Below are 24,953 nucleotides of genomic sequence, written 5' to 3' on the forward strand. Positions count from 1 at the left end.
ACCGGAATCAACGGCTCCGCGGCAGTGGTCCAGTCCTGTCAAATTCCGGCAAGCGGGAGAGCGGCGCCCTCGCCTCCCTCCCCCGCGTCCAGCAGCCGCTCCCGGTACTCCCTGACCTCCGGCAGGTCGGCCCACTTCGTGGCGAGCCGGCTGTGCAGTCCGCGCAGTTCGGCGACGACCATCGACTCGCGCGAGCGCACGGCCTCGGGCAGGACCCCCGAGGCGAGGGGGACGGCGGCGCCGGGATCGCCCGCGCACGCCCAGCTGTCCGCCAGGCGCAGGGTGAGCAGCAGCCGCGCGCCCCGCATCTGGGGCGGCACCTGCGCGCACGACCGCGCGGTGGCGTCGACCGCGCGCCGGGCCGCGGCCCGGTCCCCGGTCACCACGGCGAGATCGCGCAGGGCGCCGCCGATCGCCGAGTCGAGCCGCATCCCGCCCTCGGCGCCGGCCAGCCAGGGCGCCTCCAGGTGGTCCCGCCGGTCGAGGCGGGCGAACCCGCGCCGGGCCAGGGTGATGTGACGGCGGCACTGGGCCGCGTCGCCCGCCAGGGCGTGGCCGCGCGCCTGGTAGAGGTCCGAGAGGGTGGCCGTCCACCGGCGCCGCCCGTCCACCGCGCCGATGCCCTCCGCGTACCCGAGCATCAGCGAGGGGTCCCCGTCGAGCCGGACCAGGGTGCACATGTCGCTGAGCAGGGTCGCGCGGGCCGAGGCGTCCTGGACGGCGTCCGCCCAGCGCAGTCCGTGCCCGAACCAGGCCATCGCCACGCCGCTCTGCCCGCGCTCCATCCGCAGCCGCCCGGCGACCTGGGCGTACTGCGCGCCGAGCCGCAACTGCCCGTAGGGCAGCCGCCCTTCGGAGTTGATCTCGTCGGCCCAGTGCGCCACGGCCCGCAGCAGCCCCTCGACGGCCCTCACGCGGCCCTCGTGCCGGAACGCCTCGCGGATCAGACAGGCCAGGACGGCGGTGAGGCCGTGCAGCAGTTCGGCCTCGGCGGCCACCGCCTTGCCGCCCGCTCCCCACGCCGCGGCCGGACCGCCCCACGGACCCGGACCGTCGAGCAGGGCCGGCAACTCGCCCGGATCGGGCACCGCGCACCCCGCGGTGCCGTGCAGCGGGCACGCCAGCCCCTCGGCGGGCAGCCGCGCGGGCCACATCCGGGGATCCGGCGCCCCCTGCCCCTCGGTGACGTCCGCGCCGGGCAGTGGCACGAACAGTGCCGGGTCGACCGGGAACCGGCCCGGCCGTCGCGGCACTTCGCGCGGCGCGGCGACGATCGCGGCCAGCTCGCCGCCGGTCTCCAGCACCGCGTCGAGCCGGCGCACCAGCCCGACGGGCGGCTCGCGCAGACCGGCCTCGAGTTTGCTGACGGCGGAGTGGTGGTAGCCCACCCGCAGACCGAGCTGCAGCTGGGTGAGCCCGGCCGCCCTGCGAAGGGAGCGCAACTGCCGCCCGAACTCCGCCCACGCGGCCCCGGCCGCCCGTGCCGATCCAGCGGTCATCCGCCCTCCCCCGGGTCGCGCCCCCGCCGCGGGCCGTTCGCCGCCCGGGCTTCGCGCCTTCCGCCACCGGACAGCACAGAGGAGGGAGCAGGCCGCGTCAATCGGGTTGACCGAAGAGCGGCCGAACCGGTCCCGGCCGGTTTCGGCGCGGCCGGGCTACGATCGATCACCGGACGCGGACGACCGGCCGAGGGCCCGGAGAACTGGGAGACACACCGTGTTCTACTACGTGCTCAAGTACGTACTGCTGGGCCCCCTGCTGAGGGTCGTCTTCCGCCCCCGGATCGAGGGCCTGGACCATGTGCCGGGGTCGGGGGCGGCCATCGTCGCGGGCAACCACCTCTCGTTCTCGGACCACTTCCTGATGCCCGCCGTGCTCAGACGCCGCATCACCTTCCTCGCCAAGGCCGAGTACTTCACCGGTCCGGGCCTCAAGGGGCGGCTGACCGCGTACTTCTTCCGCAGCGCCGGGCAGATCCCCGTGGACCGCTCCGGCAAGGAGGCGGGACAGGCCGCGATCCGCGAGGGGCTCGGCGTGCTGGGCAGGGACGAGTTGCTCGGCATCTATCCGGAGGGCACCCGCTCGCACGACGGCCGGCTGTACAAGGGCAAGGTGGGCGTCGCGGTGATGGCGCTCAGGGCCGGGGTGCCGGTCGTGCCCTGCGCGATGATCGGCACCTTCGAGGCGCAGCCGCCGGGCCGGAAGATCCCCAAGGTGCACCCCGTGGTGATCCGGTTCGGCGCGCCCCTCGACTTCTCCCGCTACGCGGGCATGGAGGGCGAGAAGGCCGTCCTGCGCGCCATCACCGACGAGATCATGTACGCGATCCTCACGCTGTCCGGGCAGGAGTACGTCGACCGGTACGCCGCGGACGTGAAGGCCGAGGAGGCTCAGAAGGCGGCGCAGGGGCGGAGGTTCCCCCGGCTGCCGCACCGCTAGGGTCGCGGCGCCGGGGTTCCCGCGCTGGCGTCAGAGTCCCCGCGCCGGAGTCGGGGTTCCCTCGTCTGCCGTCGGCAGAAGGGCGTGGCCGGTGGGCGGCGGTGCGCCTACGGTCGCCGTATGACACGTGCAGTGGTGATCGGGGCGACGGGACAGATCGGTCGGGTGGCGGTCGGTGCCCTGGCCGGGGACGGCTGGGAGGTGACGGCCCTCTCGCGGGGCGGCGACCGGGACGCGGGCTGGCCGCGGGACGTACGGGTGGTGCGGGCCGACCGGGAGGACGACGCGGCGCTGTCGGCGGCGGTGGGCGAGGGCTGTGACGTCCTGGTGGACATGGTGGCCTACGGGGAGGCGCAGGCACGGCAGTTGCTCTCGCTGGCCGGGCGGGTCGGCTCGGCTGTGGTGATCTCCAGCCTGTCGGTGTACGAGGACGACAGGGGCCGCAACTTCGACACCCAGACCGAGCCCGACGGCTTCCCCGAGTACCCGGTGCCGCTCACGGAGGCGCAGCGCACGATCCGGCCGGGCGACGCCTCGTACAGCACCGGCAAGGCGGCGCTGGAGCGCGAACTCCTCGCGGCCGGCGACCGGTTGCCGGTGACGCTGCTGCGGGCGGGCGCGATCCACGGCCCGTACTGCCGGACGCCGCGCGAGCTGTACTTCGTCAAGCGCAATCTCGACGGCAGGCGCCGGCACGTGCTCGCGTACGGCGGGGAGAGCCGCTTCCACCCGGCGAGTGTGCACAACATCGCCGAGTTGGTCCGGCTGGCCGCCCCGCGGCCGGGCACGCGCGTCCTGAACGCCGTGGACCCGGACGCCCCGACGGTGGCGGAGATCGCGGCGGCGATCGACGCGGTGATGGGCGTGGAGGTCGAGCATGTCCTGGTGGACGGTCCGCCGCCGGCCGACGGCGTGGGCGACACCCCGTGGTCCGTGCCCGCCCCGGTGGTGTGCGACATGAGGGCGGCGCAGGACCAGTTGGGCTACCGCCCGGTGGTCCGGTACGCCGACAGGCTGCCGGAGACGGTGGCGTTCATCGAGGAGCGGCTGGCCGGGCGGGACTGGCGGGAGGCGTACCCGAAGATGTACGAGGCGTACGGCGACCTCTTCGACTACGCGCCGGAGAACGCCTGGACGGCGACTGCGCGGCAGGGCTGAGCATGCCGAAGGGGCGACCGGTCGGACCGGCCGCCCCTCCCTCTTGTCCGCCGGGGGTTACGGCTTGGGTGTGGCGTGCGGCGCGCAGGTCACGTCGCGGGCGTCCACCTTGCCGGTGAGCAGGTAGGCGTCCACCCGGTCGTTGACGCACGGGTTGACCAGCCCGGTGACGCCGTGCGATCCGGCGTCCCGCTCGGTGATCAGGCGCGAGCCCTTGAACCTCTGGTGCAGTTCGACGGCCCCGCCGTAGGGGGTGGCCGCGTCCCGCTCGGACTGGACGATCAGCACCGGCGGAAGTCCCTTGCCGGTCTTCACGTTCAGCGGGGTCTGCTGCTTGACCGGCCAGGTGGCGCACGGCAGGTTCATCCAGGCGTTGGCCCAGGTCATGAACGGGTGGTCGCGGTGGAGCCGGGTGTTGTCCCGGTCCCAGGTGCGCCAGTTCGTGGGCCACTTGGCGTCGGTGCACTCGACGGCCGTGTAGACGGCGTTGCCGTTCTCCGCGGAGGCGTTGCCCGCGGTGTCGGACGGGTCGGGGGCGGCGGCGTCGACGAGCGCCTGGGTGTCACCGGCGGCGTACTGGCTGAAGATCTCCGCGGTGGGGGCCCAGGCGGAGTCGTAGTACGGGGCGCTCTGGAAGAAGGAGATCAGCTCGGCCGGTCCGACGACACCACCGAGCGGCGCCTTCTCGGCGGTGGCGCGCAGCTTCAGCCACTGGTCCTGGACCTCGGCGCGGGTGTCGCCGAGGTGGTACGTCGCGTCGTTCTCGGCGACCCAGTCCTGCCAGTCCTTCCAGCGCGACTCGAAGGCGACGTCCTGGTCCAGGTTGGCCTGGTACCAGATCTTGTCGCGGGACGGGTTGACGACGCTGTCGACGACCATGCGGCGGACGTGGCCCGGGAAGAGGGTGCCGTAGACCGCGCCGAGGTAGGTGCCGTAGGAGACGCCGAGGTAGTTGAGCTTCCTCTCGCCGAGCGCGGCGCGGATGACGTCGAGGTCGCGCGCGGTGTTCGGCGTGGTCATGTGCGGCAGCATCTCGCCGCTGCGCTCGTGGCAGCCCTCGGCGTACTCGCGGGCGAGCTTGCGCTGGGCGCGCTTGTCGGCCTCCGAGCCGGGCACGGGGTCGGCCTTGGGCGCCTTGACGAACTCCTGCGGGTCGACACAGGAGATGGGCGCGGAGTTGCCGACGCCGCGCGGGTCGAAGCCGACGAAGTCGTAGGCCTTGGCGGCGTTCGCCCACACCGCGCTCTTGCCGGTGACGCGGGCCGGGAAGCGCAGGCCGGAACCGCCGGGGCCGCCGGGGTTGTAGATGAGGGCGCCCTGGCGCTCGCTCTTGGTGCCGGTGTTGCCGATGCGGTCGACGGCGAGCTCGATCTGCTTGCCGAACGGCTTGGCGTAGTCGAGCGGCACCGTGACGTAGCCGCACTGGATGGGCTTCGGCAGGTTCCAGTCGGCGGGGCAGTCCTGCCAGTCGACGCCGGCCTTCGCGGCCCGGGCGGCGGCGATGACGGCACCGCGGGCTTCCCGGTCCCAGCCCTGCCCGTGTCCGTGGCCGCCGGCCGGGGCGGCGCTCGCGACGGGTGCCGAGACGGCACCGGCTATCAGCGTGGCGGTGACCAGCGCTCCGGCCGAGCCGAACGCCGTCGCCCTCCGCCGCATGGTGCTCTTCCTCAAGTGGCCCTCCCCGTACGTGTTCGCGACAAGTACGGGGATCCTCGCGGCTGTGGGTTTCCTGAGAACAGAGTCAGTAGTACTTCTTTGCCAATCCGATAAACGGAGAAAAGCGTTCGGTCGGCGGAATCCCAGCCCGGCGAGCGGCAGCCCTGTTGACTACCCTGCGCCCTCGACGGTCTCCCGCATGCTCAACAGCCCCCGCATGCCTGCCCGCAGGGCCTCGGGAGGAAAGCCGCCGAAGAGCGCGTACTGGGCTCCAAAACCCTGTGCGGTGGCCACCAGCGTCCGGGCCACGGCATCCGGGTCGACGTCGTCGCGCATCATGCCCGTCTCCTGATAGCGGACCACGACCTTCGCCCAGGCCGCGCTGACCTTGGCGAAGCCCTCACGCAGGATGGCGGACAGCTCGTCGTTGCGCAGTGTCTCGGTCCAGACCTGGATCATGAGCCGCGGGAACAGCCACTCGCCGTCCTCGGACACGGCCGAGCGCTCCCGCGTCATGTGGGTCAGGGTCCGGACGATGAGCTCGTCGGGCAGCGGCGGCGGGCTCTCCAGCGCGGCACGCTCGTACATGTCCCGCACCGTCTCCAGCACCTCGGCGACGATCGCCGAGATCAGCTCCTCCTTGCCGCTGAAGTAGCGGTAGACCGCGCCCGCGGACAGGTCGACCTCCTTCAGGACGTCCTGCATCGACGTGGCGTGGAAGCCGTTGCGGGCGAAGCAGCGGGCGGCGCCGTCGAGGATCTGCCGGCGGCGGGCGTCGAGGTGCTCCTGGGATACGCGGGCCATGGCGGCCAACCTAAAACGAACATTCCTTCTTGACAAGCGTCGAGGGTCGCCGCACGGTGGGACCAGATCTAAAACGAACGATCCTTCTTTTTTAGTGGAGTACTCATGTCCGGCTCCTCCCCCACGCGACTCCCCACCCCGCCCACCCCGCACGGCCGCCGCGTGATGGCTGTCGTCGTCCTCGTTCCCGCGCTGGTGGCGCTGGCCCTGTGGGCCTTCGCCTGGCCCGCCGCCCGCACGGCACCCCGCGACCTGCCGCTCGGCGTGGCGGGACCACCCGCGGCCGCCGCCCAGGTGGAACAGCGGCTCACCCGGCCCGAGGGCGCCTTCGACATCCACCGCTACGCCGACGAGGCCGCGGCCCGGCACGCCGTCGAGGACCGGACCGTGTACGGCGCCGTGGTCACCGGCGACGGCGGCCCGAGGCTGCTCACGGCATCCGCGGCGAGCCCGGCCGTCGCTCAGATGCTGCGAGAGGCGATGGCCGAGCAGGCATCCGCCGGAGGGACCCCGGTCCAGGTGGTCGACGTGGTGCCCGCGCCGACGGCGGATCCGCGCGGCGCGGCCCTGAGTGCGAGCGTGCTGCCGCTCGCCCTGGCCGGCATGGCGGCCGGCGCCGTGGTGACCGTGCTGGGGCTGCGCGGCGTCCGCGCGGCGGGGGCGCTGGTCGGCGCGGCCGCGGCGGCGGGCCTGGTCGCGGCGGGGATCGCGCACAGCTGGCTGGGGGTGGTCACCGGCGACTGGTGGACCGTGGCCGGGGTGTTCGGGCTGTCGACCCTGGCGGTGGCCGCGGGTGTCGCGGGGCTCGGGGCACTGCTCGGTCGGCCGGGCCTCGCGGCGGGCGCGGTCCTGATGACGCTGCTCGGGAACCCGTTCTCGGGGGCGTCCTCGGCACCGGAGATGCTGCCGCGGCCGGCCGGGGCGATCGGTCAGTGGCTGCCGCCGGGCGCGGGCGCGTCACTGCTGCGCTCGGTGTCCTTCTTCGACGGGGCCGCGGCCACCGGCCCCGCGCTGACGCTCGCCTGGTGGGCCGTGCTGGGCCTGGGGGCGGTCCTGCTCGGCGGCGCGCTCCGGCAGCGGGCGCGGGATGCCGCGCCGGCGCCCGAGCGGACGGGCGCGCCGGCACCGGTCGCCTGAGGGCCCCGCGCGACGCAAGGCGGACCCCGGCTGCGTTGGGAGCGGGGTCCGCTACGACGGGTTCGGCCCCCGGTGCTCCGCGGCGATGCCGAAGCGGTGGTGCTCGTGGGGCGCGGAGACGGCGGTGTCGCGGACTCCGGTGACCGAGGTGATCACCTGGCCCCGCTGCGACTCCCGGAGTTCTTCCAGGAGCTCGAGGTCGGCGGCGGAGACGAGGGCGACGAGAGGCTTGCCGTGCCGCGTCACGACGACGCGCTCGCCGCCGTACACCACGCGGTTGATCAGGTCGGCGAGTTCAGCCCTGGCTTGCGTCACCGGAATCTCGTAGGCCATGGCTCCCAGCTTACGGTTCCCGCCGCGACCGCCGCCCGCGAGCGCTTCGAGGGGTCCGTGCGGGATGCCACTCGTGGGATTCGCGGGACTCACCCCTCCATGGCGTACGTCCTGTACATTTTATACAGAGGCGGCGCCGCCGAAGAGGGCTCCGCCACCGAGGAGGGGCTCGCCATGACCCGACCGTCCGCCCGCCAGGTCCTGCCCGAGTTCACCGAGCGCACGAGCGCCGGGACCCGGACGACGGACCCTTACTCGAAGCTGATGGAGGAGCGGATCGTCTTCCTCGGCACACCGATCGACGAGACGTCCGCGAACGACGTGATGGCGCAGTTCATGTACCTGGAGCACCAGGCACCGGACCGCGACATCGCGCTGTACATCAACTCCCCCGGCGGCTCCTTCACCGCCATGACGGCGATCTACGACACGATGCGTTACATCGCCTGCGACGTGGAGACGACCTGCCTGGGGCAGGCCGGTTCGTCCGCCGCGGTGCTGCTGGCGGCGGGCACCCCGGGCAAACGCGCCGTACTGCCAAGCGCCCGGGTGGTGATCCACCAGCCGGCGCTCACCGATCCGGTGGAGGGGCAGGCGAGCGACCTGGCCATCCAGGCCGACGAATTGATGCGCGTCCGCGCCCGCCTGGAGGAGATCCTCGTACGGCACACGGGCCGCAGCCCCGGGCAGGTGAGCGCCGACATCGAGCGGGACACGATCCTCGACGCCCAAGGGACCCTCGAGTACGGGCTGGTGGACCGGATCGTGCCCAGCCGCAGGGCCCCGCTCACCGCGCCCGGCACGAGGTGATCCCTCGATGCTGCCACCGGAACTGCCCCCGCTGCCCGCCCTGACCCGCGCCGAGGCCGAACTGATCGACCGTTACCTGGAGGTCGTCGACCTGCTCGGGCGCATCAACCCGGCGCTGGAGGGCGACACCTACCGCGGGCTGCGGGCCGCCCAGGCACTGGTCGGCAGGGCGGCGGCCCTGCGCGACGCGCTGGCGCTGATGCACCGCAGGGGCGAGACGGAGGTACACGCCGCCACGCTGGCCCGCGCCCTGCGGGTGCTGGACGGTGCGCGGCGGACGGCGCGGGTCGGTCTTCCGCCGCGTTGACGACAGTTGAGGAGCCCGGCGTCGAAACGGACCAAACGACGTACCCCCTTTCGGCGTAGGAACACCTCCGATTTGTGATCGGTCGAAGTTGCGGCACGCGTGTGACCGGGAGGCGGAACGAACCGCTCCGCCGCTGGTCCCGGGGGTCGTGACCGCACTGGGCGGCGGCTCGAACACAAGGGTGTCCACCCGAACGGGTGAGTGGTGAGTAACAACACAAAGGGCACGTTCCGTTGGGAATTCCCCTCGGGGCGGGACAAGATCCGTGACTGACGACAAGCCCCCGCCGCAGCGGCGGGGCGGTCCGGGCGGACGCCGAGTCCTGCCGCCGCCCGGACGACCGGTCGACAGGAAGTGGATCGGCAGGAGTGGAGGACCCAAGCACGACGGGTCGCCGGAACGTTGTCTCCATCGAGAGACGCCGTGCCGAGCGGCCCTTGGGGTGAAGCCGCACTCGTGCGGCCGGGCAACTTCGCCAGCCCGAATCCGACAGGTCATCCTTCACAGGCGGCTGACGAAGGGTTGCGCATGTCCGCGCTCAATCGTGTCCCGTCCCTGATGGCTCGTGCCGGTACGGCCTCGGCCCTCACCCTCGCCGCCGTGGGCGGCTCCGTCGTGGTCCCCGGCGTCGCCTCCGAGGCGGCCGCCGCGAGCCATGCGACGAAAGCCCTCAAGATCGCGGCCTCCAAGAAGGGCGCCCCGTACCGATGGGGTGCCACCGGACCGCACAGGTTCGACTGCTCCGGCCTGACGTTGTACTCGTTCAAGAAGGCCGGCAAGAAGCTGCCGCGTACCGCGGCCCAGCAGTACAACAAGACCCGCCATGTCTCCGCCGGCCACCGCAAGTCCGGAGACCTCGTGTTCTTCCACTCCGGTCGCAGCGTCTACCACGTCGGCATCTACGCCGGGAAGGGCAGGATCTGGCACGCGCCGAAGACCGGGGCCGTGGTGCGCCTGGAGAAGATCTGGACGTCGAGCGTCTGGTACGGCCGGGTCAAGTAGCGCGCCCGAGGGGGTGACGGCGTTCTGCCCCGCCGTCACCCCCTCGGGTGCGTCCGGCGCTCACCGCGCCGACTCCTGGCTTCCCACGCCCTGCACCGCGGCCGTGGCCGACTCGGGGCCGTCCGGCCGGCCCGGGGGCGTCCAGGGCAGTTCGATGGAGACGGTCTTGCCGCCCTCGCGCGTGGGCCGGACTCTGAGCCGGCCGCCGCACTCGGCGGTCAGCCAGCGGATGATCACCATGCCCCTTCCGTTGTCCTGCTGGACGGCGGCGGGCAGGCGCTTGGGAAAGCGCGGATGGCTGTCGGTGACACCGATGCGCAGCCGCTCGTCGCGGTCGAGGACGAGGTCCACCGTGAAGGTGGGCGACTGCCCGAGCGTGTGCTGGACCGCGTTGGTCGCCAGTTCGGAGACGATGAGCCGGACGGTCTCGGACAGGTCGGCGTCAACCGGCAGGCCCCACTCCGCCAGTGTGCCGACCACGTAGGTGCGCGCGGCGGCCACCGAGGCGGGATCGCTCGGCAGAGTGACGGATGCTTCCAGATGGTCTGCCATGGCGACGTCGTCCCTTTCTCACGGGACCGCAGCCCGACACGGAGCGGATCGAGTACGGTCCCGGACTGGTGCTTCGCCGCCAGACTGCCATCACCAGGGCCGTGAAGGACGGCGATCCACCAAGATATGCATATATCTGTCGCTCGAAGCGGTGAACTCTGCGACGGCAGAGCGTATTTGGGCGACTCGTAAGGAGTAGGGGGGTTGGCCCATGCAGCACGGTCCCGTGGTGCGCCGCCGGAAGCTGGGCGCGGAGTTGCGCGCCCTGCGCACCTCGGCGGGCATCACCAGCGGCGAGGCAGCCCGGCTGGTGGGCTGGCACCAGTCGAAGGTCAGCCGGATCGAGACCGGCACGAGCGGGGCCAAACCGGCCGACGTGCGGTTACTGCTGGACGCCTACGGCGTGCACGACGAGCAGCTGCGGGGGCTGCTGGTGATGCTGGCGCGCTCCGACGACGCGGGGGGCCGCAACCACTGGTGGCACGCCTACCGCGGGGTACTGCCGCCGACCTACCGCGACTTCATCAGCCTGGAGTCGCAGGCCGGCGCCATGCGCACGCTGGAGACCACGGTGGTCCCCGGCCTGCTCCAGACACCGGAGTACGCCCGCGAGGTGACCCGGGCCGCCGTGGACGGAATGCCGGAGGAACGGCTGGACACGCTGGTCGAGGTCCGGCTGGCCCGGCAGGACGTGCTGCGCGGCGAGCCGCCCCTGGAGCTGAGCGCGGTCCTGGACGAGGCGGTGCTGCGCCGGGAGGTGGGCGGGCCCGGGGTGATGGCCCGTCAGCTGGCGAGACTGGTCGAGGCCGCGCGGCTTCCCCATGTCCGGCTCCAGGTCCTGCCCTTTGCCGCCGGGGCGCACATCGGCGTCACCGGCCCTTTCGTAATCTTCTCTTTTTCGAGCACTTCTGATCTGGACGTGGTTGTTCTCGACCACTTGACGAGTAGCCTGCACCTCGAACGGAAAGAAGACCTAGAGGCCTACACCGAGGCCTTCAACGCCCTTCTGATCCATGCCCTTTCGCCCGAGGACTCGTTGGACTTCATCGCCGCGACAGCGGCAGGCGCGTAAGGAGGCACCATGTCAGGCTCGACGTCCGAACTCTCCCGGAACATCCCTGTCAGCACCGATCTGCCCGACGTACGGTGGCTGCGCAGCAGCTACAGCACCGGAGCGAACAACTGCGTGGAGACGGCCCGGCCGTCGGCCGGCCCCTGGACCGGACTGCTCGCGGTGCGCGACTCCAAGAACCCGGCCGGACCCGCCCTGCTCTTCTCCCCCGCGAGCTGGACGACGTTCACGGCCTGCGTCCACCGCGACTGACCCCGCGGGGCACCGGACGACGCACGGCCGTGTCACGCCGACTCATGGTCGCGTCTCGCCGATCACCCGTACAGCGCGCTCGATCTGTTCCCCGCCAAGGTCCCCACGAGCGGTCAGCCTGAGCCGTGAGACGCCGTCGGGCACGGAAGGAGGGCGGAAGCAGCCCACGGACAGACCGGCCGCACGGCAGTCGGCCGCCCACCGCACGGCAGCCTCGGGCGAGGGCGCGCGCACCGAGACGACCGCGGCGTCCGGACGTACCGCGTCCAGACCCGCGGCCGTCAGGCCCGCGTGCAGTTCCGCGGCGACGGCACGGGCCCGCGCGGCACGCTCCGGCTCGCGGCGCAGCAGGGTGAGCGCCGCCAGGGCCGCGCCGGCCGCGGCGGGGGCGAGGCCGGTGTCGAAGATGAACGTGCGGGCCGCGTTGACCAGGTGGGCGATCACCCGGGCCGGCCCGAGCACGGCGCCGCCCTGGGCGCCGAGCGACTTGGACAGCGTGACGGTCGCGACGACGTCCTCGCGGCCCGCGAGTCCCGTGGCGTGCACGGCGCCCCGGCCGCCGTCGCCGAGGACGCCGAGCCCGTGGGCGTCGTCGACGACCAGTCCGGCGCCGTGCTCTCGGCACGCCTCGGCGAGTGCCCCGAGGGGCGCGGCGTCGCCGTCGACCGAGAAGACCGTGTCGGAGACGGCCACCGCGGGCCCGTCGTGCGTCGCCAGGGCCTTGCGCACGGCGTCCGGGTCGGCGTGCCCCACCACCTGGGTGGTGCCGCGCGCGAGCCGGCAGCCGTCGATCAGTGAGGCGTGGTTGCCCGCGTCGGAGACGACGAGGCTGCCGTGGGGGGCCAGCGCGGTGACCGCGGCGAGGTTGGCCGCGTAGCCGGAGGAGAAGACGAGCGCGGCCTCGAAGCCGCAGAAGTCGGCCAGTTCGCGTTCGAGTTCGGTGTGCAGCTCGGTCGTGCCGGTCACCAGCCGCGAGCCGGTCGCGCCGCCGCCCCAGGTCCGCGCGGCCAGGACCGCGCCCGCGACGACCTCCGGGTGCCGGGCCAGCCCGAGGTAGTCGTTGCTCGCCAGGTCCAGCAGCGGCGACACGGCCGGACGGGGGCGCAGAATCCGCACGAGTCCGGCCCGGCGGCGTACCCGGGCCTGCTCGTCGATCCAGCCGAAAGCCATCGCTCGGTCCTCCGGAGTTTTGTAGGCAGTGGACAGACATTAGCGGCACGGCCACCCCCGCGAGGTGTGGCAATACCCACACGGTGATCTGTCAGTGTTGTGCAAAGTCTCCTTGGCCGCGGGCGGCCCCTTACGACAGGATCGGCTCTCATGGACCTGCTGAACACGCTGGTGGACAAGGGGCTTCGGCGCGAGTCGCCGACCCGCGAGGAGGCTCTTGCCGTCCTCGCCACTTCCGACGACGACCTGCTCGATGTGGTGGCCGCGGCCGGCAAGGTGCGCCGCCACTGGTTCGGCCGACGGGTGAAACTCAACTATCTCGTCAACCTGAAGTCGGGCCTGTGCCCCGAGGACTGCTCCTACTGCTCGCAGCGGCTGGGCTCCAAGGCGGAGATCCTCAAGTACACCTGGCTCAAGCCCGACCAGGCCTCGGCGGCCGCCGCCGCGGGAGTGTCCGGGGGCGCCAAGCGGGTGTGCCTGGTGGCCAGCGGACGCGGTCCGACCGACCGGGACGTGGACCGGGTCTCGGACACCATCAGGGCCATCAAGGAGCAGAACGAGTCCGTCGAGGTGTGCGCCTGTCTGGGGCTGCTCTCCGACGGCCAGGCGGAGCGGCTGCGCGACGCGGGCGCCGACGCCTACAACCACAACCTCAACACGTCCGAGGCGACGTACGGGGACATCACGACCACGCACACGTACGCCGACCGGGTGGACACGGTGAACAAGGCGCACGCGGCCGGGCTGTCCGCGTGTTCGGGTCTGATCGCGGGCATGGGTGAGAGCGACGAGGACCTGGTCGACGTGGTCTTCTCGCTGCGGGAGCTGGACCCGGACTCGGTGCCCGTCAACTTCCTGATCCCGATGGAGGGCACTCCGCTGGCCAAGGAGTGGCACCTCACCCCGCAGCGGTGCCTGCGCATCCTGGCGATGACGCGGTTCGTCTGCCCGGACGTGGAGGTGCGGATCGCGGGCGGGCGGGAGGTCCATCTGCGCACGATGCAGCCGCTCGCCCTGCACCTGGCCAACTCCGTCTTCCTCGGCGACTACCTCACCAGCGAGGGCCAGGCGGGCCACGCGGACCTGGAGATGATCGCGGACGCGGGCTTCGAGGTGGAGGGCGCCGGTGAGGTCACCCTGCCGGAGCACCGCGCCGCCCTCCGGGGCGGCGGCTGCGGGACACACGAGGACGGTGGCGGCTGCGGCGCGCACGAGGGTGCCGACGCCGGCGAGGGCTGCGGCTCGCACGCGGGGGGCGGATTGTGCGGCCACGCGCCCGCGGCACGCGCCGAGGAGCCCCGTACGGACCTGGTGGCGGTACGCCGCCGCGGCGCCGGAACGGACCTCGCGCCCAATGCCTGAGCCCGCCCTGTCCGTGGACGAGCTGCTGGCCCTCGACCGGCGGCACGTCTGGCACCCGTACGGCCCGATGCCCGGCCGGCAGGACCCGCTCGTCGTGGAGTCGGCGAGCGGGGTGCGGCTGCGGCCGGCCGACGGTTCGGGGGAACTGGTCGACGGGATGTCCTCCTGGTGGTCGGCGATCCACGGGTACAACCACCCGGTGCTCAACGAGGCTGCGCGGGAGCAGCTGGAGCGGATGAGCCACGTGATGTTCGGCGGGCTCACCCACGAGCCCGCCGTACGGCTGGCGAAGCTCCTTGTCGACATGTCGCCCGAGGGTCTGGAGCACGTGTTCCTCGCCGACTCCGGGTCGGTGTCGGTCGAGGTCGCCGTCAAGATGTGCCTGCAGTACTGGCGTTCGCTGGGCCGTCCCGCCAAGCGCCGCCTGCTGACCTGGCGCGGCGGCTATCACGGCGACACCTGGCAGCCCATGTCGGTGTGCGACCCCGAGGGCGGCATGCACGAGCTGTGGTCCGGCGTCCTGCCGCGCCAGGTCTTCGCGGACGCGCCGCCGGCGGAGTACGAGGAGACGTACGCCGACCAGCTGCGGTCACTGATCGAGCGGCACGCCGACGAACTGGCCGCGGTGATCGTGGAACCGGTGGTGCAGGGCGCGGGCGGGATGCGGTTCCACTCCCCCGCGTATCTGCGGGTGCTGCGCGAGGCGTGCGACGCGCACGGCGTGCTGCTGGTGTTCGACGAGATCGCCACGGGCTTCGGGCGCACCGGCGCCCTGTTCGCGGCGGAGCACGCGGCGGTGACACCGGACGTGATGTGTGTGGGCAAGGCGCTGACCGGCGGCTATCTGACGATGGCGGCCACGCTGTGCACGGCGCGGGTGGCCGAGGGCATCTCCCGGGGCGAGGTGCCGGTGCTGGCCCACGGGCCGACGTTCATGGGCAATCCGCTGGCGGCGGCCGTGGCGTGCGCGTCGATCGGGCTGCTGCTCGGCCAGGACTGGCTCGCGGAGGTCAAGCGGATCGAGGCGGGCCTGGTCGACGGGCTCGCACCCGCCGCCGGGCTGCCGGGCGTGCGTGACGTACGGGTGCTCGGCGCGATCGGGGTGGTGCAGCTCGATCACGCGGTCGACATGCAGGCGGCGACGGAGGCGGCCGTGCGCGAGGGCGTGTGGCTGCGGCCGTTCCGCGACCTGGTCTACACGATGCCGCCGTACGTCACGGGCGACGCGGACGTGGCGCGCATCGCCCGCGCGGTGTGCGTGGCGGCACGGGAGGGATGACATGCCGGTACTGGTGATCACTGGCACGGGCACGGAGGTCGGCAAGACGGTCGTGACCGCCGCCGTCGCCGCGACGGCCCTGGCGGGCGGCCGCTCGGTGGCCGTGCTGAAGGCCGCGCAGACGGGCGTGGGGCCGGACGAGCCGGGGGACGCGCAGGAGGTCGCGCGCCTCGCGGGGCCCGTGACGGTGGCCGAAGTGGCCCGGTTCCCCGAGCCGTTGGCGCCGGGCACGGCCGCGCGCCGGGCCGGGCGGGCGCCCGTGCGCCCGGCGGAGGTGGCCGAGGCCGCGGACAAGCTGGCCACCGAGCACGACCTGGTGCTGGTCGAGGGAGCGGGCGGGCTGCTGGTCCGCTTCGACGCGGACGGCGGGACGCTGGCGGACGTCGCCGGTCTGCTGGGCGCACCGGTGCTGCTGGTGGCCTCGGCGGGACTGGGCACGCTGAACACCACGGAACTGACGGCGCGTGAGCTGCGTTCTCGTGGGCTGGAGCTGCCGGGTGTGGTGATCGGCAGCTGGCCCGGGACCCCGGACCTGGCCTCGCGCTGCAACCTCGCGGACCTCCCGGACGTATCCGGCGCCCCCCTGCTGGGCGCCGTGCCCGCCGGGGCGGGCTCCCTCGCCCCGGCCGCCTTCCGTTCGGCGGCATCGCACTGGCTGGCAGCCCGGCTGGAGGGCACGTGGAACGCGGACACGTTCCGCACCCGGCAGGACCCCTGACGTCCGGCGCGGTAGGGCGTCGGCGCCGCGGGCGTGGTCTCCCTTCGCGGTGGGTGGGTGCGTGGCGCCGATACGGGGGACAATCGCGGTAAGGCACCACCTCGTGAGGGAGGTCCCATGCCGCTGCGATCCGCCCGTGACCGCGGGGTGCCGCGGGACGCCGTGCACCATCCGCTGTTCGCCCGCTACTACGCCCGGATCAGTGTGGGCGCCGAGACCCGCATGGGCATGGCGCGGGTGCGCGAGCGGCTGCTCGCCGGGCTGTCCGGGCGGGTGATCGAGGTCGGCGCGGGCAACGGGCTGAACTTCTCGCACTACCCGGGCACCGTGTCCGAGGTCGTCGCCATCGAACCGGAGCGCGTGCTGCGGCAGTTGGCGGTGGAGGCGGCGTTGCGCGCCGAGGTGCCGGTGGACGTGGCGCCTGGTGCGGCGGAGGCCCTGCCGGTCAAGAGCGAGGCCTTCGACGCGGCCGTGGTCTCGCTGGTGCTGTGCAGCGTCCACGACGTGCCACGGGCCCTGGGGGAACTGCGGCGGGTGCTGCGGCCCGGCGGACAGGTGCGGTTCTTCGAGCACGGCCGGGGCGGCGGGCGGGTGATGACCTTCACGCAGCGCGCGCTCGACCGGACGCTGTGGCCCCCGCTGTCCGGCGGCTGCCACCTGTCCCGCGAACCGGTCGCCGCGCTGCGGGACGCGGGGTTCGCGCTCGGACCCTACCGGCGGCTGATGATGCCGGAGAACGGTCCGGCGCTGCCGAGTTCGTACTGTGTGCTCGGCACGGCCTGGCGTCCGCCCGGAACCCCGGGGTAGTCACGCGCTCCAGCGGCGCAGCTCGTCCGCGATCTCCTCGACCGAGGCCTCGCCCCTCTTCACCAGCAGCGCGAGGTCCCGCACCTGCTCGGGCGTGGTCGTGACCTCGACCCCGCCGGCCACCAGGTAGGCGTAGGCGACCGCGGAGGCGAACAGGGCGTTGGAGCGCTCCAGCGCTGGAACGTGGATCAGCAGCTGGAGCAGCGCGGCGGCGCGGGCGTGCGGGGTGGCGTAGACGGGGGTGTCGAATATCTCGGCCCGGTGGCGGGCGACGGCCGCCACGAGTGCTCCCCAGTCGGTGACCCGCGGGTCCCCCGGAGTGCGCTGTTCGGCGAGCATCAGCAGCCAGGCGAGATCGATGGTGAGGTCGCTCATCCGGATGCGCCGACGGCTCAGCCGCGGCCCTCGCCGACCTCCTCGGCGAACACCTTCTCGTACTGCCGCATGAAGTCGGCGGCGGCCTCCACGAAGGTGTGGCCGGCCTCACCGGTGTCCTGCCGCACCAGTTCCTCGATGTAGCGGTTGACGCTCATCCCCCGGGCCAGCGCCTTGTCGCGGGCCGCCCGGGCGGTGCCCTCGTCCACCCGCACGTTCAGCTGGGCCTTCTGGGTCTTCGCCATACCTCGAAGCTAGCGCCGAAACGCTAGCAGTGGCAAGGGCGGTATTAGGTGCTGGCGGGCATCGCACACGAGTGATTGACTCCTGTGACCGGCAAAGACCCCCGCGTGCGAGGAGAGTTCATGTCGCGTCCGTTCCGCTTCGGCGTCAACCTCACGACCTCCGCCCCGGCCGACGAGTGGAGCGCCAAGTGCCGGCGGGCCGAGGAACTCGGGTACGACGTGATCCTGGTCCCGGACCATCTCGGCATGCCGGCGCCGTTCCCGGCCCTGGTCGCGGCGGCCCGGGCCACCGAGCGCCCACGGCTGGGCACGTTCGTGCTCAACGCGGGCTTCTGGAATCCGGCGCTGCTGGCCCGCGAGGTGGCCACCACGGACGCCCTGACCGACGGGCGCCTGGAACTCGGTCTCGGCACCGGCTACCTCCGGGAGGAGCACGACACGGCGGGGCTGCCCTTCGGCTCGCCGGGTGAGCGGGTGGACCGGCTGCGGCACACGGTCGAGGAGCTGGAGCGGCTGCTCGGCGACGAGGAGTACCGGCCGCGCCCGGTGCAGGAGCCCGGGGTGCCGCTGCTGATCGGCGCGAACGGCGACCGGATGCTGGAGCTGACGGCCCGGCACGCCGCCGTCGCCGCGTTCACCGGCGGGCGCACGGTGCCCGGGACCGGAGGGCTGACGCCCATCACCGCCGAGGAGCTCGACGGGCGCGTCGCGCGGTACCGGGAGCTGGCGGCGGGCCGCGCGGAACCGGCCGAGCTGAACCTGCTCATCCAGACGGTCGTCGTCACCGAGGACCGCGAGGCGGCGGTCCGCCCCTACCTGGAGCACGTGCCGCAGCTGACCGCCGGACAGCTGCTGGAGCTGCCCGTCCTCCTGGTCGGGACGCTGGAGCAGCTCACGGCGCAGGTGCTGGAGCAGCGCGAGCGGTACGGCTTCACGTATCTGAGCGTGCTGGAGCCGTCGATGGAGGCCTTCGCCCCGGTGATGCGGGCGCTGCGCGGCGGCTGACGGTCCGCATGCCGGAATTCCCCCGGGTCCGCCCGCCGCGCGTGGTGGGATCACTGCATGAATGATCTGCGGATACGGCCCGCCGGGGCCGAGGACCTGGACACGGTGCTGGCCTTCTGGAAGACGGCCGCCGAGGGGACGAGCATCAGCGACGACCGCGACGGCGTGGAGCGCCTGGTGGCGCGCGACCCCGAGGCGCTGATCCTGGCCGAGCGCGGCGGGGACCTGGTGGGCACCGTGATCGCGGGCTTCGACGGCTGGCGCTGCCATCTGTACCGCCTGGCGGTGCATCCCGACCAGCGGCGCCAGGGCATCGGCTCGGCCCTGCTCACCGCCGCCGAGGAGCGGTTCGTACGGCTCGGCGGGCGCCGCGGGGACGCGATGGTGCTGCGGCGCAACGAGCGGGCCCAGCATGCCTGGCGGGCGGCCGGGTACGCGCCCGAGGAGCAGTGGCGACGCTGGGTGAAGCCCCTCACCGACTGAACCGAGTGAACCGACTGAACCGACGAAAGGTTGAGCACCGGCGCATGAGCGAGTCCCCGACGGCGGTTCTCCCGGCGCCTTCCCCCGGCGCGCGTCCCCGCGCACGCCCCGACGCCCGTCCCGGCGCCTCCCCCGGCGCACGACATCGGGCGAACCTCCGGGTCCTGGCCGATCATGGATCCGAGGTGACCCGATGACCGAAGTGCTCCTGCTGCTGGTGGCGATCCTGCTCTCGCTCGCGTGCGGCGCGTTCGTCGCGGCCGAGTTCTCGCTGACCACCGTCGAGCGGGGCGAACTGGAGCGGGCCGCGGCACGTGGCGAACGGGGCGCGGCGAGCGCCCTCAAGGGCGTACGCAACCTGACCTTCCAGCTCTCCGGGGCGCAGCTCGGCATCACCGTCACCAATCTGGTGGTCGGCATGCTCGCCGAGCCCTCGGTCGCGGCGCTGATCGCGGGCCCGCTGGAGGACATGGGGGTCTCGCGTTCGGCGGCCTCGTCGCTGGCGCTGGTGCTGGGCACGGCCCTGTCGACGGTCTTCCTGATGATCGTCGGTGAGCTGGTGCCGAAGAACTGGGCGATCTCCTCGCCGCTGCCCGTGGCCAAGCGGGTGGGCGGCCCGCAGCGCCTGTTCAGCTCGGCCTTCCGGCCCTTCATCAGCCACCTGAACAACACCGCCAACCGCGTCGTGCGCCGCTTCGGCGTGGAGCCCGCGGAGGAGCTGGCGTCCGCGCGCGGGCCGCAGGAGCTGGCGGCGCTCGCCCGGCACTCGGCCAAGGAGGGCGCGCTGGAGGCCGACACCGCCGAGTTGTTCGTGCGCACCCTGAACCTGGCCGACCTGACGGCGCAGCAGGTGATGACCCCGCGCGTCCAGGTCGTGGCCCTGGAGGCCCGGGCGACGTGCGAGGACGTGGCGAACGCGACGCGGGCGACCGGACTGTCCCGGTTCCCCGTCTACCGGGACACCCTCGACGCCGTGGTCGGGACCGCACACATCAAGGACGTCGTGGCGCTGCCCGCCGAGCGGCGGCCCGGGATCCCGGTCGCCGAGCTGATGCGCGAGCCGCTGCTGGTCCCCGAGTCGCTGACCGTGGACCGGCTGCTCGACCGGCTCTCCGGGCGGCGCACCATGGCCGTGGTGATCGACGAGTACGGCGGGACGGCGGGCGTCGCCACGCTGGAGGACATCGTCGAGGAGGTCGTCGGCCAGGTGCGGGACGAGCACGATCCGCACGAGACGCCCGAACTGGACCCGGCCGGCACCGACGAAGAGGGGCACGCGCTGTACTGGGCGGACGGCTCGGCGCGCGTGGACCGGCTCGAACGGCTGGGGCTGCGCGTGCCCGAGGGCCCCTACGAGACGGTCGCGGGGCTGGTCGCGGCCGGCCTGGGGCACATCCCCGCCGTCGGTGACAGCCTCGATGTCGCCGGCTGGCGGCTGGACGTCGTGGACGCGACGGGGCGCAGGGCGGCCCGGGTGCTGCTGCACGCACCGCTGGACGACGCGCGCACCGCCTTCGACCAGGAGAACGAGGGGACGAACGAGGGGAAGGCCGGCCGGTGACCGCCGTACAGCTGCTGATCGGTCTGGCGACGCTCGTCGTCAACGCGTTCTTCGTGGCCGCCGAGTTCGCGCTGATCTCCGTGCGCCGCAGCCAGGTGGAGCCGTACGCCGAAGAGGGCGACGCCCGTGCGAAGCGCGTGCTGTGGGGTCTCGAGCACGTGTCGGCGCTGATGGCGGCGGCGCAGCTCGGCATCACGCTGTGCACGCTGGTCCTCGGTGTGGTCGCGGAACCGGCGATCGCGCATCTGCTGGAGCCGGTGTTCCACGCGGTGGGCGTGCCGTCGGGGGCGGGGCACGCGGTGTCCTTCGTGATCGCTCTCGCGGTGGCGACCTATCTGCACATGCTGCTCGGCGAGATGGTGCCGAAGAACATCGCGCTGGCCGAGCCGGTGCGCAGCGCGCTGATCCTCGGACCGCCGCTGGTGGCGCTGTCCCGGGCGCTGCGCCCGGTGATCTTCACGGTCAACGCCTTCGCGAACGCGCTGCTCAAGCTGCTCAGGGTCGAGGCGAAGAACGAGGTGGCGGCGACCTTCACGGACGCGGAGCTGGCGGAGATCGTCAAGGACGCCGGCGAGGCCGGGCTGATCGACGACCGGGCCCGGGAGCGGCTGCACGACGCCCTGGAGCTGGGCCGGCGGCCGGTGCGGGACGTGGTGCTGCCGCTGGAGCGCGTCGTCCACGCGCGCGTGGACACCACGCCGGAGCAGCTGGAGCGGCTGTCGGCCGAGTCGGGGTTCTCCCGCTTCCCGGTGGTGGACGACGGACGGCGGATCGTCGGCTACCTGCACGTGAAGGACGCGCTGGACGCCTCGCCGCGGGACGTGCCGTTCCGGCCGCGGGACATGCGGCCCATCGCCCGGGTGCGGGAGCGCACCCCGCTGGACGACGTGCTCACCGCGATGCGGCGCAGCCGTACGCATCTGGCGGCGGTGCTCGGCTCCGACGGGCGGCTGGCGGGTCTGGTGACCATGGAGGACGTACTGCGGGAGCTGTTCGGTCAGCCGACCTGAGCCCGCGCGGCCCGGCGGAGGGCGACCGACCGTCGGGTATGTGCAGGGGCTACCATTTCTGTCGCCATGCAGACGAACCCCGCGTACACCAGTCTCGTCGCCGTCGGCGACTCCTTCACCGAGGGCATGTCGGACCGGCTGCCCGACGGCTCGTACCGGGGCTGGGCCGACCTCCTCGCCGCACGGATGGCGGCCCGCGCCCCCGACTTCCGGTACGCCAACCTCGCGGTGCGCGGAAAGCTGATCGGGCAGATCGTCGACGAGCAGGTGGACGTGGCTGCGGCCATGGGGGCCGACGTGATCACGCTGGTCGGCGGGCTCAACGACACGCTGCGGCCCAAGTGCGACATGGCCCGGGTGCGCGATCTGCTGACGCAGGCCGTGGAGCGGCTCGCCCCGCACTGCGAGCAGCTGGTGCTGATGCGCAGCCCCGGCCGCCAGGGCCCGGTGCTGGACCGGTTCAGGCCCCGCATGGAGGCCCTGTTCGCCGTCATCGACGACCTGGCCGGGCAGCACGGCGCGGTGGTCGTCGACCTGTACGGGGCCCAGTCGCTGGCCGACCCGCGCATGTGGGACGTGGACCGGCTGCACCTGACCGCCGACGGCCACCGCCGGGTCGCGGAGGCGGTGTGGCAGACGCTGGGCCACGAGCCCGAGGATCCCGAGTGGCACGCGCCGATCCCGGTGACGCCGCCGCCGGGATGGATGGCGCGCAGGACCGCGGACGTCCGGTTCGCCCGGCAGTACCTGCTGCCGTGGATAGGCCGCAGGCTGACGGGCCGCTCGTCCGGGGACGGCCTGCCGCCCAAGCGCCCGGAGCTGCTGCCCTACGAGGATCTCGCGCGGTGATCGCCGAGGTCACGGGTCCTTCGTAGGTTCCGACGAAGAACCCCGCGGCGGCGACCTGCACGAATCGCCCAGTAGAATCCGTCCACGTGACTTCCGCTCCCGCCAAGCCCCGCATCCCGAACGTCCTCGCCGGACGCTACGCCTCCGCCGAGCTCGCCACGCTCTGGTCGCCCGAGCAGAAGGTGAAGCTGGAGCGGCAGCTCTGGCTCGCCGTGCTGCGGGCCCAGAAGGACCTGGGCATCGAGGTGCCCGACGCCGCGATCGCCGACTACGAGCGCGTCCTCGACCAGGTCGACCTGGCCTCGATCGCCGAGCGCGAGAAGGTCACGCGGCATGACGTGAAGGCGCGGATCGAGGAGTTCAACGACCTCGCCGGGCACGAGCACGTGCACAAGGGCATGACCTCCCGGGACCTGACGGAGAACGTCGAGCAGCTCCAGGTGCGGCTCTCGCTGGAGCTGGTCCGCGACCGTTCGGTGGCCGTCCTGGCCCGCCTCGGCAAGCTGGCCGGCGAGTACGCCGAGCTGGTCGTGGCCGGCCGCTCGCACAACGTGGCGGCGCAGGCCACGACGCTGGGCAAGCGCTTCGCCACCGCCGCCGACGAGCTGCTCGTCGCGTACGGCCGGGTGGAGGAGCTGCTCGGCCGCTACCCGCTGCGCGGCATCAAGGGCCCCGTCGGCACCGCCCAGGACATGCTGGACCTGCTCGGCGGGGACGCGGGCAAGCTCGCGGAGCTGGAGCAGCGGATCGCGGTACACCTGGGCTTCTCGCAGGCGTTCACCTCGGTCGGTCAGGTCTACCCGCGCTCGCTGGACTACGAGGTCGTCACCGCGCTGGTGCAGCTGGCGGCGGCGCCGTCCTCGCTGGCGAAGACCATCCGGCTGATGGCCGGGCACGAGCTGGTCACCGAGGGCTTCAAGCCCGGCCAGGTCGGCTCGTCCGCGATGCCGCACAAGATGAACACCCGCTCCTGCGAGCGCGTCAACGGCCTGATGGTGATCCTGCGCGGCTACGCCTCGATGACCGGCGAGCTGGCGGGCGACCAGTGGAACGAGGGCGACGTGTCCTGCTCCGTGGTGCGCCGGGTGGCCCTCCCCGACGCGTTCTTCGCGCTCGACGGGCTGCTGGAGACCTTCCTGACCGTGCTCGACGAGTTCGGTGCCTTCCCGGCCGTCGTGGCCCGCGAACTGGACCGCTACCTGCCGTTCCTCGCGACCACCAAGGTCCTCATGGGCGCGGTCCGGGCCGGCGTCGGCCGCGAGGTCGCGCACGAGGCGATCAAGGAGAACGCCGTGGCCTCCGCGCTGGCGATGCGCGAGCGGGGCGCCGAGCGCAACGAGCTGCTGGACAAGCTGGCCGCCGACGAGCGCATCCCGCTGGACCGCACCGCTCTGGACGCCCTGATGGCCGACAAGCTCTCCTTCACCGGCGCCGCGGCCGACCAGGTCGGTGTCGTCGTCGGCCGGATCGAGGAGATCGTCAAGCAGCACCCGGCGGCCGCGGGATACACCCCCGGAGCCATCCTCTGACCCGCTTCACCCGGGCCGAGCTGGAGACCGCCCGCGACCGTCTGGTGCCGGACGTCGTCGCGGACGGCCTTCGTGTGCTGTTCTGCGGCATCAACCCCGGCCTGATGACGGCGGTGACGGGCCACCACTTCGCCCGGCCCGGCAACCGCTTCTGGCCGGTGCTGCACCTGTCCGGGTTCACCCCGCGGCTGCTGAAGCCGTCGGAGCAGGACCTGTTGCCGTCGTACGGGCTCGGGATCACGAACGTCGTGGCGCGGGCCAGCGCGCGGGCAGACGAGCTGACCGCCGAGGAGTACCGCGAGGGCGGACGGCTGCTGGCACTGAAGGTGGCGCGGCTGCGGCCGGCTTGGCTGGCGGTGGTGGGGGTCACCGCGTACCGGGCGGCGTTCGACGACAGGAAGGCCCAGGTGGGGCCGCAGGAGCGGACGTTCGGCAGCACGCGGGTGTGGGTGCTGCCGAACCCCAGTGGGCTCAACGCGCACTGGACGGCGCGGACGATGGCGGAGGAATTCGCCCGGCTTCGGGACGCGGCCCGGGCGGAGACGGGGTCGTAGGCCCGGGCACGGGTCACGGCGGTGCCTCCTGCGTGACCACGGCCAGCAGTTGCACCTCGTCCGTCTCGTCCCGGTCGGCGACGGCCACCGCGACCCAGCGGCCGGTGCCCTCCGCCTCCCAGAGGCAGGCCACTCGCGCGCGGGCGCTCAGAGCGGCCCACGGCTCGGGTATCTCCTCCCGCTCGGTCCGCAGCAGGACCGTCTGCAGGTTCCACGGGGCGCTCTCCCCCCAGCGCGGGGCGAACCTCTCGTAGAGGGCGTCCCGCACCTTCTCGTACTGCTCCACCGTCACCGCCCGCTCGACCGGGTCGCGGCCGCGCAGGCCGTGGCTGCTCTCCAGCACCGCCGTGAAGTGCCCGGGAGCCGCTGTGCCCTCGTCCGACGGGCCGTGCTCCGCCGGGAAGGGCCGGAAGCACAGCTCGTCGATGAGGGCGATGTGCTGCGCGATGTCCATGCGTCCAGTAAACCGGCCGCCACTGACAAT

28 protein-coding genes and 1 riboswitch are annotated in these 24,953 nt (G+C 73.0%); of the genes, 19 read left to right on the forward strand and 9 right to left on the reverse strand.

What is annotated here, in order from left to right:
- Window positions 1-38 precede the first annotated feature (38 nt).
- A complete protein-coding gene (locus ACGH7X_RS06120) occupies window positions 39-1,499 on the reverse strand; it encodes a helix-turn-helix domain-containing protein (RefSeq protein ID WP_399882401.1) in 1,461 nt (486 codons plus the stop codon).
- Window positions 1,500-1,716: 217 nt separating this feature from the next.
- On the opposite strand from ACGH7X_RS06120, the gene ACGH7X_RS06125 reads away from it, so the two are divergent.
- Both ACGH7X_RS06125 and ACGH7X_RS06130 read left to right on the forward strand, forming a co-directional pair.
- Window positions 1,717-2,439, forward strand: coding sequence for a lysophospholipid acyltransferase family protein (locus ACGH7X_RS06125; protein ID WP_399882403.1), 723 nt, complete (start codon window positions 1,717-1,719; stop codon window positions 2,437-2,439).
- 120 nt (window positions 2,440-2,559) lie between these two features.
- Window positions 2,560-3,597, forward strand: coding sequence for an NAD-dependent epimerase/dehydratase family protein (locus ACGH7X_RS06130; protein WP_399882404.1), 1,038 nt, complete (start codon window positions 2,560-2,562; stop codon window positions 3,595-3,597).
- 57 nt (window positions 3,598-3,654) lie between these two features.
- Here the strand turns inward: ACGH7X_RS06130 and ACGH7X_RS06135 are convergent, their stop codons facing one another.
- Together ACGH7X_RS06135 and ACGH7X_RS06140 are read right to left on the reverse strand one after the other, a co-directional pair.
- On the reverse strand, window positions 3,655-5,268 hold the full coding sequence (locus ACGH7X_RS06135; RefSeq protein WP_399882405.1) for an alpha/beta hydrolase: 1,614 nt from the start codon (window positions 5,266-5,268) through the stop codon (window positions 3,655-3,657).
- Window positions 5,269-5,424: 156 nt separating this feature from the next.
- Complete coding sequence (locus ACGH7X_RS06140; RefSeq protein ID WP_399882406.1) at window positions 5,425-6,057, reverse strand: TetR/AcrR family transcriptional regulator; 633 nt, start codon at window positions 6,055-6,057, stop codon at window positions 5,425-5,427.
- Window positions 6,058-6,162: 105 nt separating this feature from the next.
- Here ACGH7X_RS06140 and ACGH7X_RS06145 point away from each other — a divergent pair, with 105 nt between their 5' ends.
- Window positions 6,163-7,194 (forward strand): ABC transporter permease, encoded by a 1,032-nt coding sequence (locus ACGH7X_RS06145; RefSeq protein ID WP_399882407.1) that lies wholly within the window; start codon window positions 6,163-6,165, stop codon window positions 7,192-7,194.
- A 51-nt stretch (window positions 7,195-7,245) separates the two neighbouring features.
- On the opposite strand, the gene ACGH7X_RS06150 is transcribed toward ACGH7X_RS06145, so the two are convergent.
- Entirely contained in the window at window positions 7,246-7,527 is a 282-nt protein-coding gene (locus ACGH7X_RS06150) for a type II toxin-antitoxin system Phd/YefM family antitoxin (protein ID WP_399882408.1), read from the reverse strand.
- Between the two features lie 174 nt (window positions 7,528-7,701).
- Between ACGH7X_RS06150 and ACGH7X_RS06155 the strand changes: the two genes are divergently transcribed.
- The 3 genes from ACGH7X_RS06155 (at window position 7,702) to ACGH7X_RS06165 (ending at window position 9,646) form a co-directional block, all read left to right on the forward strand.
- A complete protein-coding gene (locus tag ACGH7X_RS06155; protein ID WP_399896815.1) occupies window positions 7,702-8,337 on the forward strand; it encodes an ATP-dependent Clp protease proteolytic subunit in 636 nt (211 codons plus the stop codon).
- 7 nt (window positions 8,338-8,344) lie between these two features.
- Window positions 8,345-8,644 carry a hypothetical protein gene (locus tag ACGH7X_RS06160; RefSeq protein ID WP_399882409.1) on the forward strand — a complete coding sequence of 100 codons (300 nt, stop codon included), beginning with the start codon at window positions 8,345-8,347 and terminating at the stop codon, window positions 8,642-8,644.
- 303 nt (window positions 8,645-8,947) lie between these two features.
- A riboswitch (cyclic di-AMP (ydaO/yuaA leader) is annotated at window positions 8,948-9,169 on the forward strand.
- Window positions 9,170-9,172: 3 nt separating this feature from the next.
- Window positions 9,173-9,646: a C40 family peptidase gene (locus tag ACGH7X_RS06165; RefSeq protein ID WP_399882410.1), complete on the forward strand. Its 474-nt coding sequence runs from the start codon at window positions 9,173-9,175 to the stop codon at window positions 9,644-9,646.
- A gap of 60 nt (window positions 9,647-9,706) precedes the next feature.
- On the opposite strand, the gene ACGH7X_RS06170 is transcribed toward ACGH7X_RS06165, so the two are convergent.
- Entirely contained in the window at window positions 9,707-10,198 is a 492-nt protein-coding gene (locus ACGH7X_RS06170) for an ATP-binding protein (RefSeq protein WP_399882411.1), read from the reverse strand.
- A 211-nt stretch (window positions 10,199-10,409) separates the two neighbouring features.
- Here ACGH7X_RS06170 and ACGH7X_RS06175 point away from each other — a divergent pair, with 211 nt between their 5' ends.
- Complete coding sequence (locus ACGH7X_RS06175) at window positions 10,410-11,270, forward strand: helix-turn-helix domain-containing protein (protein ID WP_399882412.1); 861 nt, start codon at window positions 10,410-10,412, stop codon at window positions 11,268-11,270.
- Between the two features lie 9 nt (window positions 11,271-11,279).
- Window positions 11,280-11,522 carry a DUF397 domain-containing protein gene (locus ACGH7X_RS06180; RefSeq protein ID WP_399882413.1) on the forward strand — a complete coding sequence of 81 codons (243 nt, stop codon included), beginning with the start codon at window positions 11,280-11,282 and terminating at the stop codon, window positions 11,520-11,522.
- Between the two features lie 42 nt (window positions 11,523-11,564).
- On the opposite strand, the gene ACGH7X_RS06185 is transcribed toward ACGH7X_RS06180, so the two are convergent.
- A complete protein-coding gene (locus ACGH7X_RS06185) occupies window positions 11,565-12,692 on the reverse strand; it encodes an 8-amino-7-oxononanoate synthase (protein ID WP_399882414.1) in 1,128 nt (375 codons plus the stop codon).
- A 150-nt stretch (window positions 12,693-12,842) separates the two neighbouring features.
- Here ACGH7X_RS06185 and bioB point away from each other — a divergent pair, with 150 nt between their 5' ends.
- The 4 genes from bioB (at window position 12,843) to ACGH7X_RS06205 (ending at window position 16,858) form a co-directional block, all read left to right on the forward strand.
- Window positions 12,843-14,054 (forward strand): biotin synthase BioB, encoded by a 1,212-nt coding sequence (gene bioB, locus ACGH7X_RS06190; protein ID WP_399882415.1) that lies wholly within the window; start codon window positions 12,843-12,845, stop codon window positions 14,052-14,054.
- Complete coding sequence (locus ACGH7X_RS06195; protein WP_399882416.1) at window positions 14,047-15,333, forward strand: adenosylmethionine--8-amino-7-oxononanoate transaminase; 1,287 nt, start codon at window positions 14,047-14,049, stop codon at window positions 15,331-15,333. Before bioB ends, ACGH7X_RS06195 begins: the two co-directional genes overlap by 8 nt.
- Window position 15,334: 1 nt before the next feature.
- Complete coding sequence (bioD, locus tag ACGH7X_RS06200) at window positions 15,335-16,051, forward strand: dethiobiotin synthase (protein ID WP_399882417.1); 717 nt, start codon at window positions 15,335-15,337, stop codon at window positions 16,049-16,051.
- Between the two features lie 117 nt (window positions 16,052-16,168).
- Complete coding sequence (locus ACGH7X_RS06205) at window positions 16,169-16,858, forward strand: class I SAM-dependent methyltransferase (RefSeq protein ID WP_399882418.1); 690 nt, start codon at window positions 16,169-16,171, stop codon at window positions 16,856-16,858.
- On the opposite strand, the gene ACGH7X_RS06210 is transcribed toward ACGH7X_RS06205, so the two are convergent.
- Window positions 16,859-17,233 (reverse strand): fic family toxin-antitoxin system, toxin component, encoded by a 375-nt coding sequence (locus ACGH7X_RS06210; RefSeq protein WP_399882419.1) that lies wholly within the window; start codon window positions 17,231-17,233, stop codon window positions 16,859-16,861.
- A gap of 17 nt (window positions 17,234-17,250) precedes the next feature.
- The gene (locus tag ACGH7X_RS06215) at window positions 17,251-17,478 is read right to left on the reverse strand and encodes a toxin-antitoxin system HicB family antitoxin (protein WP_217169610.1); all 228 of its coding nucleotides are present in this window, start codon (window positions 17,476-17,478) and stop codon (window positions 17,251-17,253) included.
- A 120-nt stretch (window positions 17,479-17,598) separates the two neighbouring features.
- Between ACGH7X_RS06215 and ACGH7X_RS06220 the strand changes: the two genes are divergently transcribed.
- From ACGH7X_RS06220 to mug, 7 genes are all read left to right on the forward strand, one after another.
- Window positions 17,599-18,483 carry an LLM class F420-dependent oxidoreductase gene (locus ACGH7X_RS06220; RefSeq protein ID WP_399882420.1) on the forward strand — a complete coding sequence of 295 codons (885 nt, stop codon included), beginning with the start codon at window positions 17,599-17,601 and terminating at the stop codon, window positions 18,481-18,483.
- A gap of 57 nt (window positions 18,484-18,540) precedes the next feature.
- Window positions 18,541-18,966, forward strand: coding sequence for a GNAT family N-acetyltransferase (locus ACGH7X_RS06225; protein WP_399882421.1), 426 nt, complete (start codon window positions 18,541-18,543; stop codon window positions 18,964-18,966).
- Between the two features lie 193 nt (window positions 18,967-19,159).
- Window positions 19,160-20,527, forward strand: coding sequence for a hemolysin family protein (locus ACGH7X_RS06230; RefSeq protein ID WP_399882423.1), 1,368 nt, complete (start codon window positions 19,160-19,162; stop codon window positions 20,525-20,527).
- Entirely contained in the window at window positions 20,524-21,537 is a 1,014-nt protein-coding gene (locus ACGH7X_RS06235; RefSeq protein ID WP_399882424.1) for a hemolysin family protein, read from the forward strand. Before ACGH7X_RS06230 ends, ACGH7X_RS06235 begins: the two co-directional genes overlap by 4 nt.
- Window positions 21,538-21,603: 66 nt before the next feature.
- Window positions 21,604-22,386, forward strand: coding sequence for an SGNH/GDSL hydrolase family protein (locus ACGH7X_RS06240; protein ID WP_399882425.1), 783 nt, complete (start codon window positions 21,604-21,606; stop codon window positions 22,384-22,386).
- Window positions 22,387-22,472: 86 nt separating this feature from the next.
- Window positions 22,473-23,915, forward strand: coding sequence for an adenylosuccinate lyase (gene purB, locus ACGH7X_RS06245; protein WP_399882426.1), 1,443 nt, complete (start codon window positions 22,473-22,475; stop codon window positions 23,913-23,915).
- A gap of 44 nt (window positions 23,916-23,959) precedes the next feature.
- Window positions 23,960-24,469 carry a G/U mismatch-specific DNA glycosylase gene (gene mug / locus ACGH7X_RS06250; protein ID WP_399882428.1) on the forward strand — a complete coding sequence of 170 codons (510 nt, stop codon included), beginning with the start codon at window positions 23,960-23,962 and terminating at the stop codon, window positions 24,467-24,469.
- 13 nt (window positions 24,470-24,482) lie between these two features.
- Here mug and ACGH7X_RS06255 read toward each other — a convergent pair whose 3' ends face one another.
- Window positions 24,483-24,923, reverse strand: a complete 441-nt coding sequence (locus ACGH7X_RS06255) for a hypothetical protein (RefSeq protein ID WP_399882429.1) — start codon at window positions 24,921-24,923, stop codon at window positions 24,483-24,485.
- Between the last annotated feature and the right edge of the window lie 30 nt (window positions 24,924-24,953).

The sequence above is a fragment of the Streptomyces sp. BBFR51 genome (assembly GCF_044591655.1).
GTDB lineage: Bacteria > Actinomycetota > Actinomycetes > Streptomycetales > Streptomycetaceae > Streptomyces.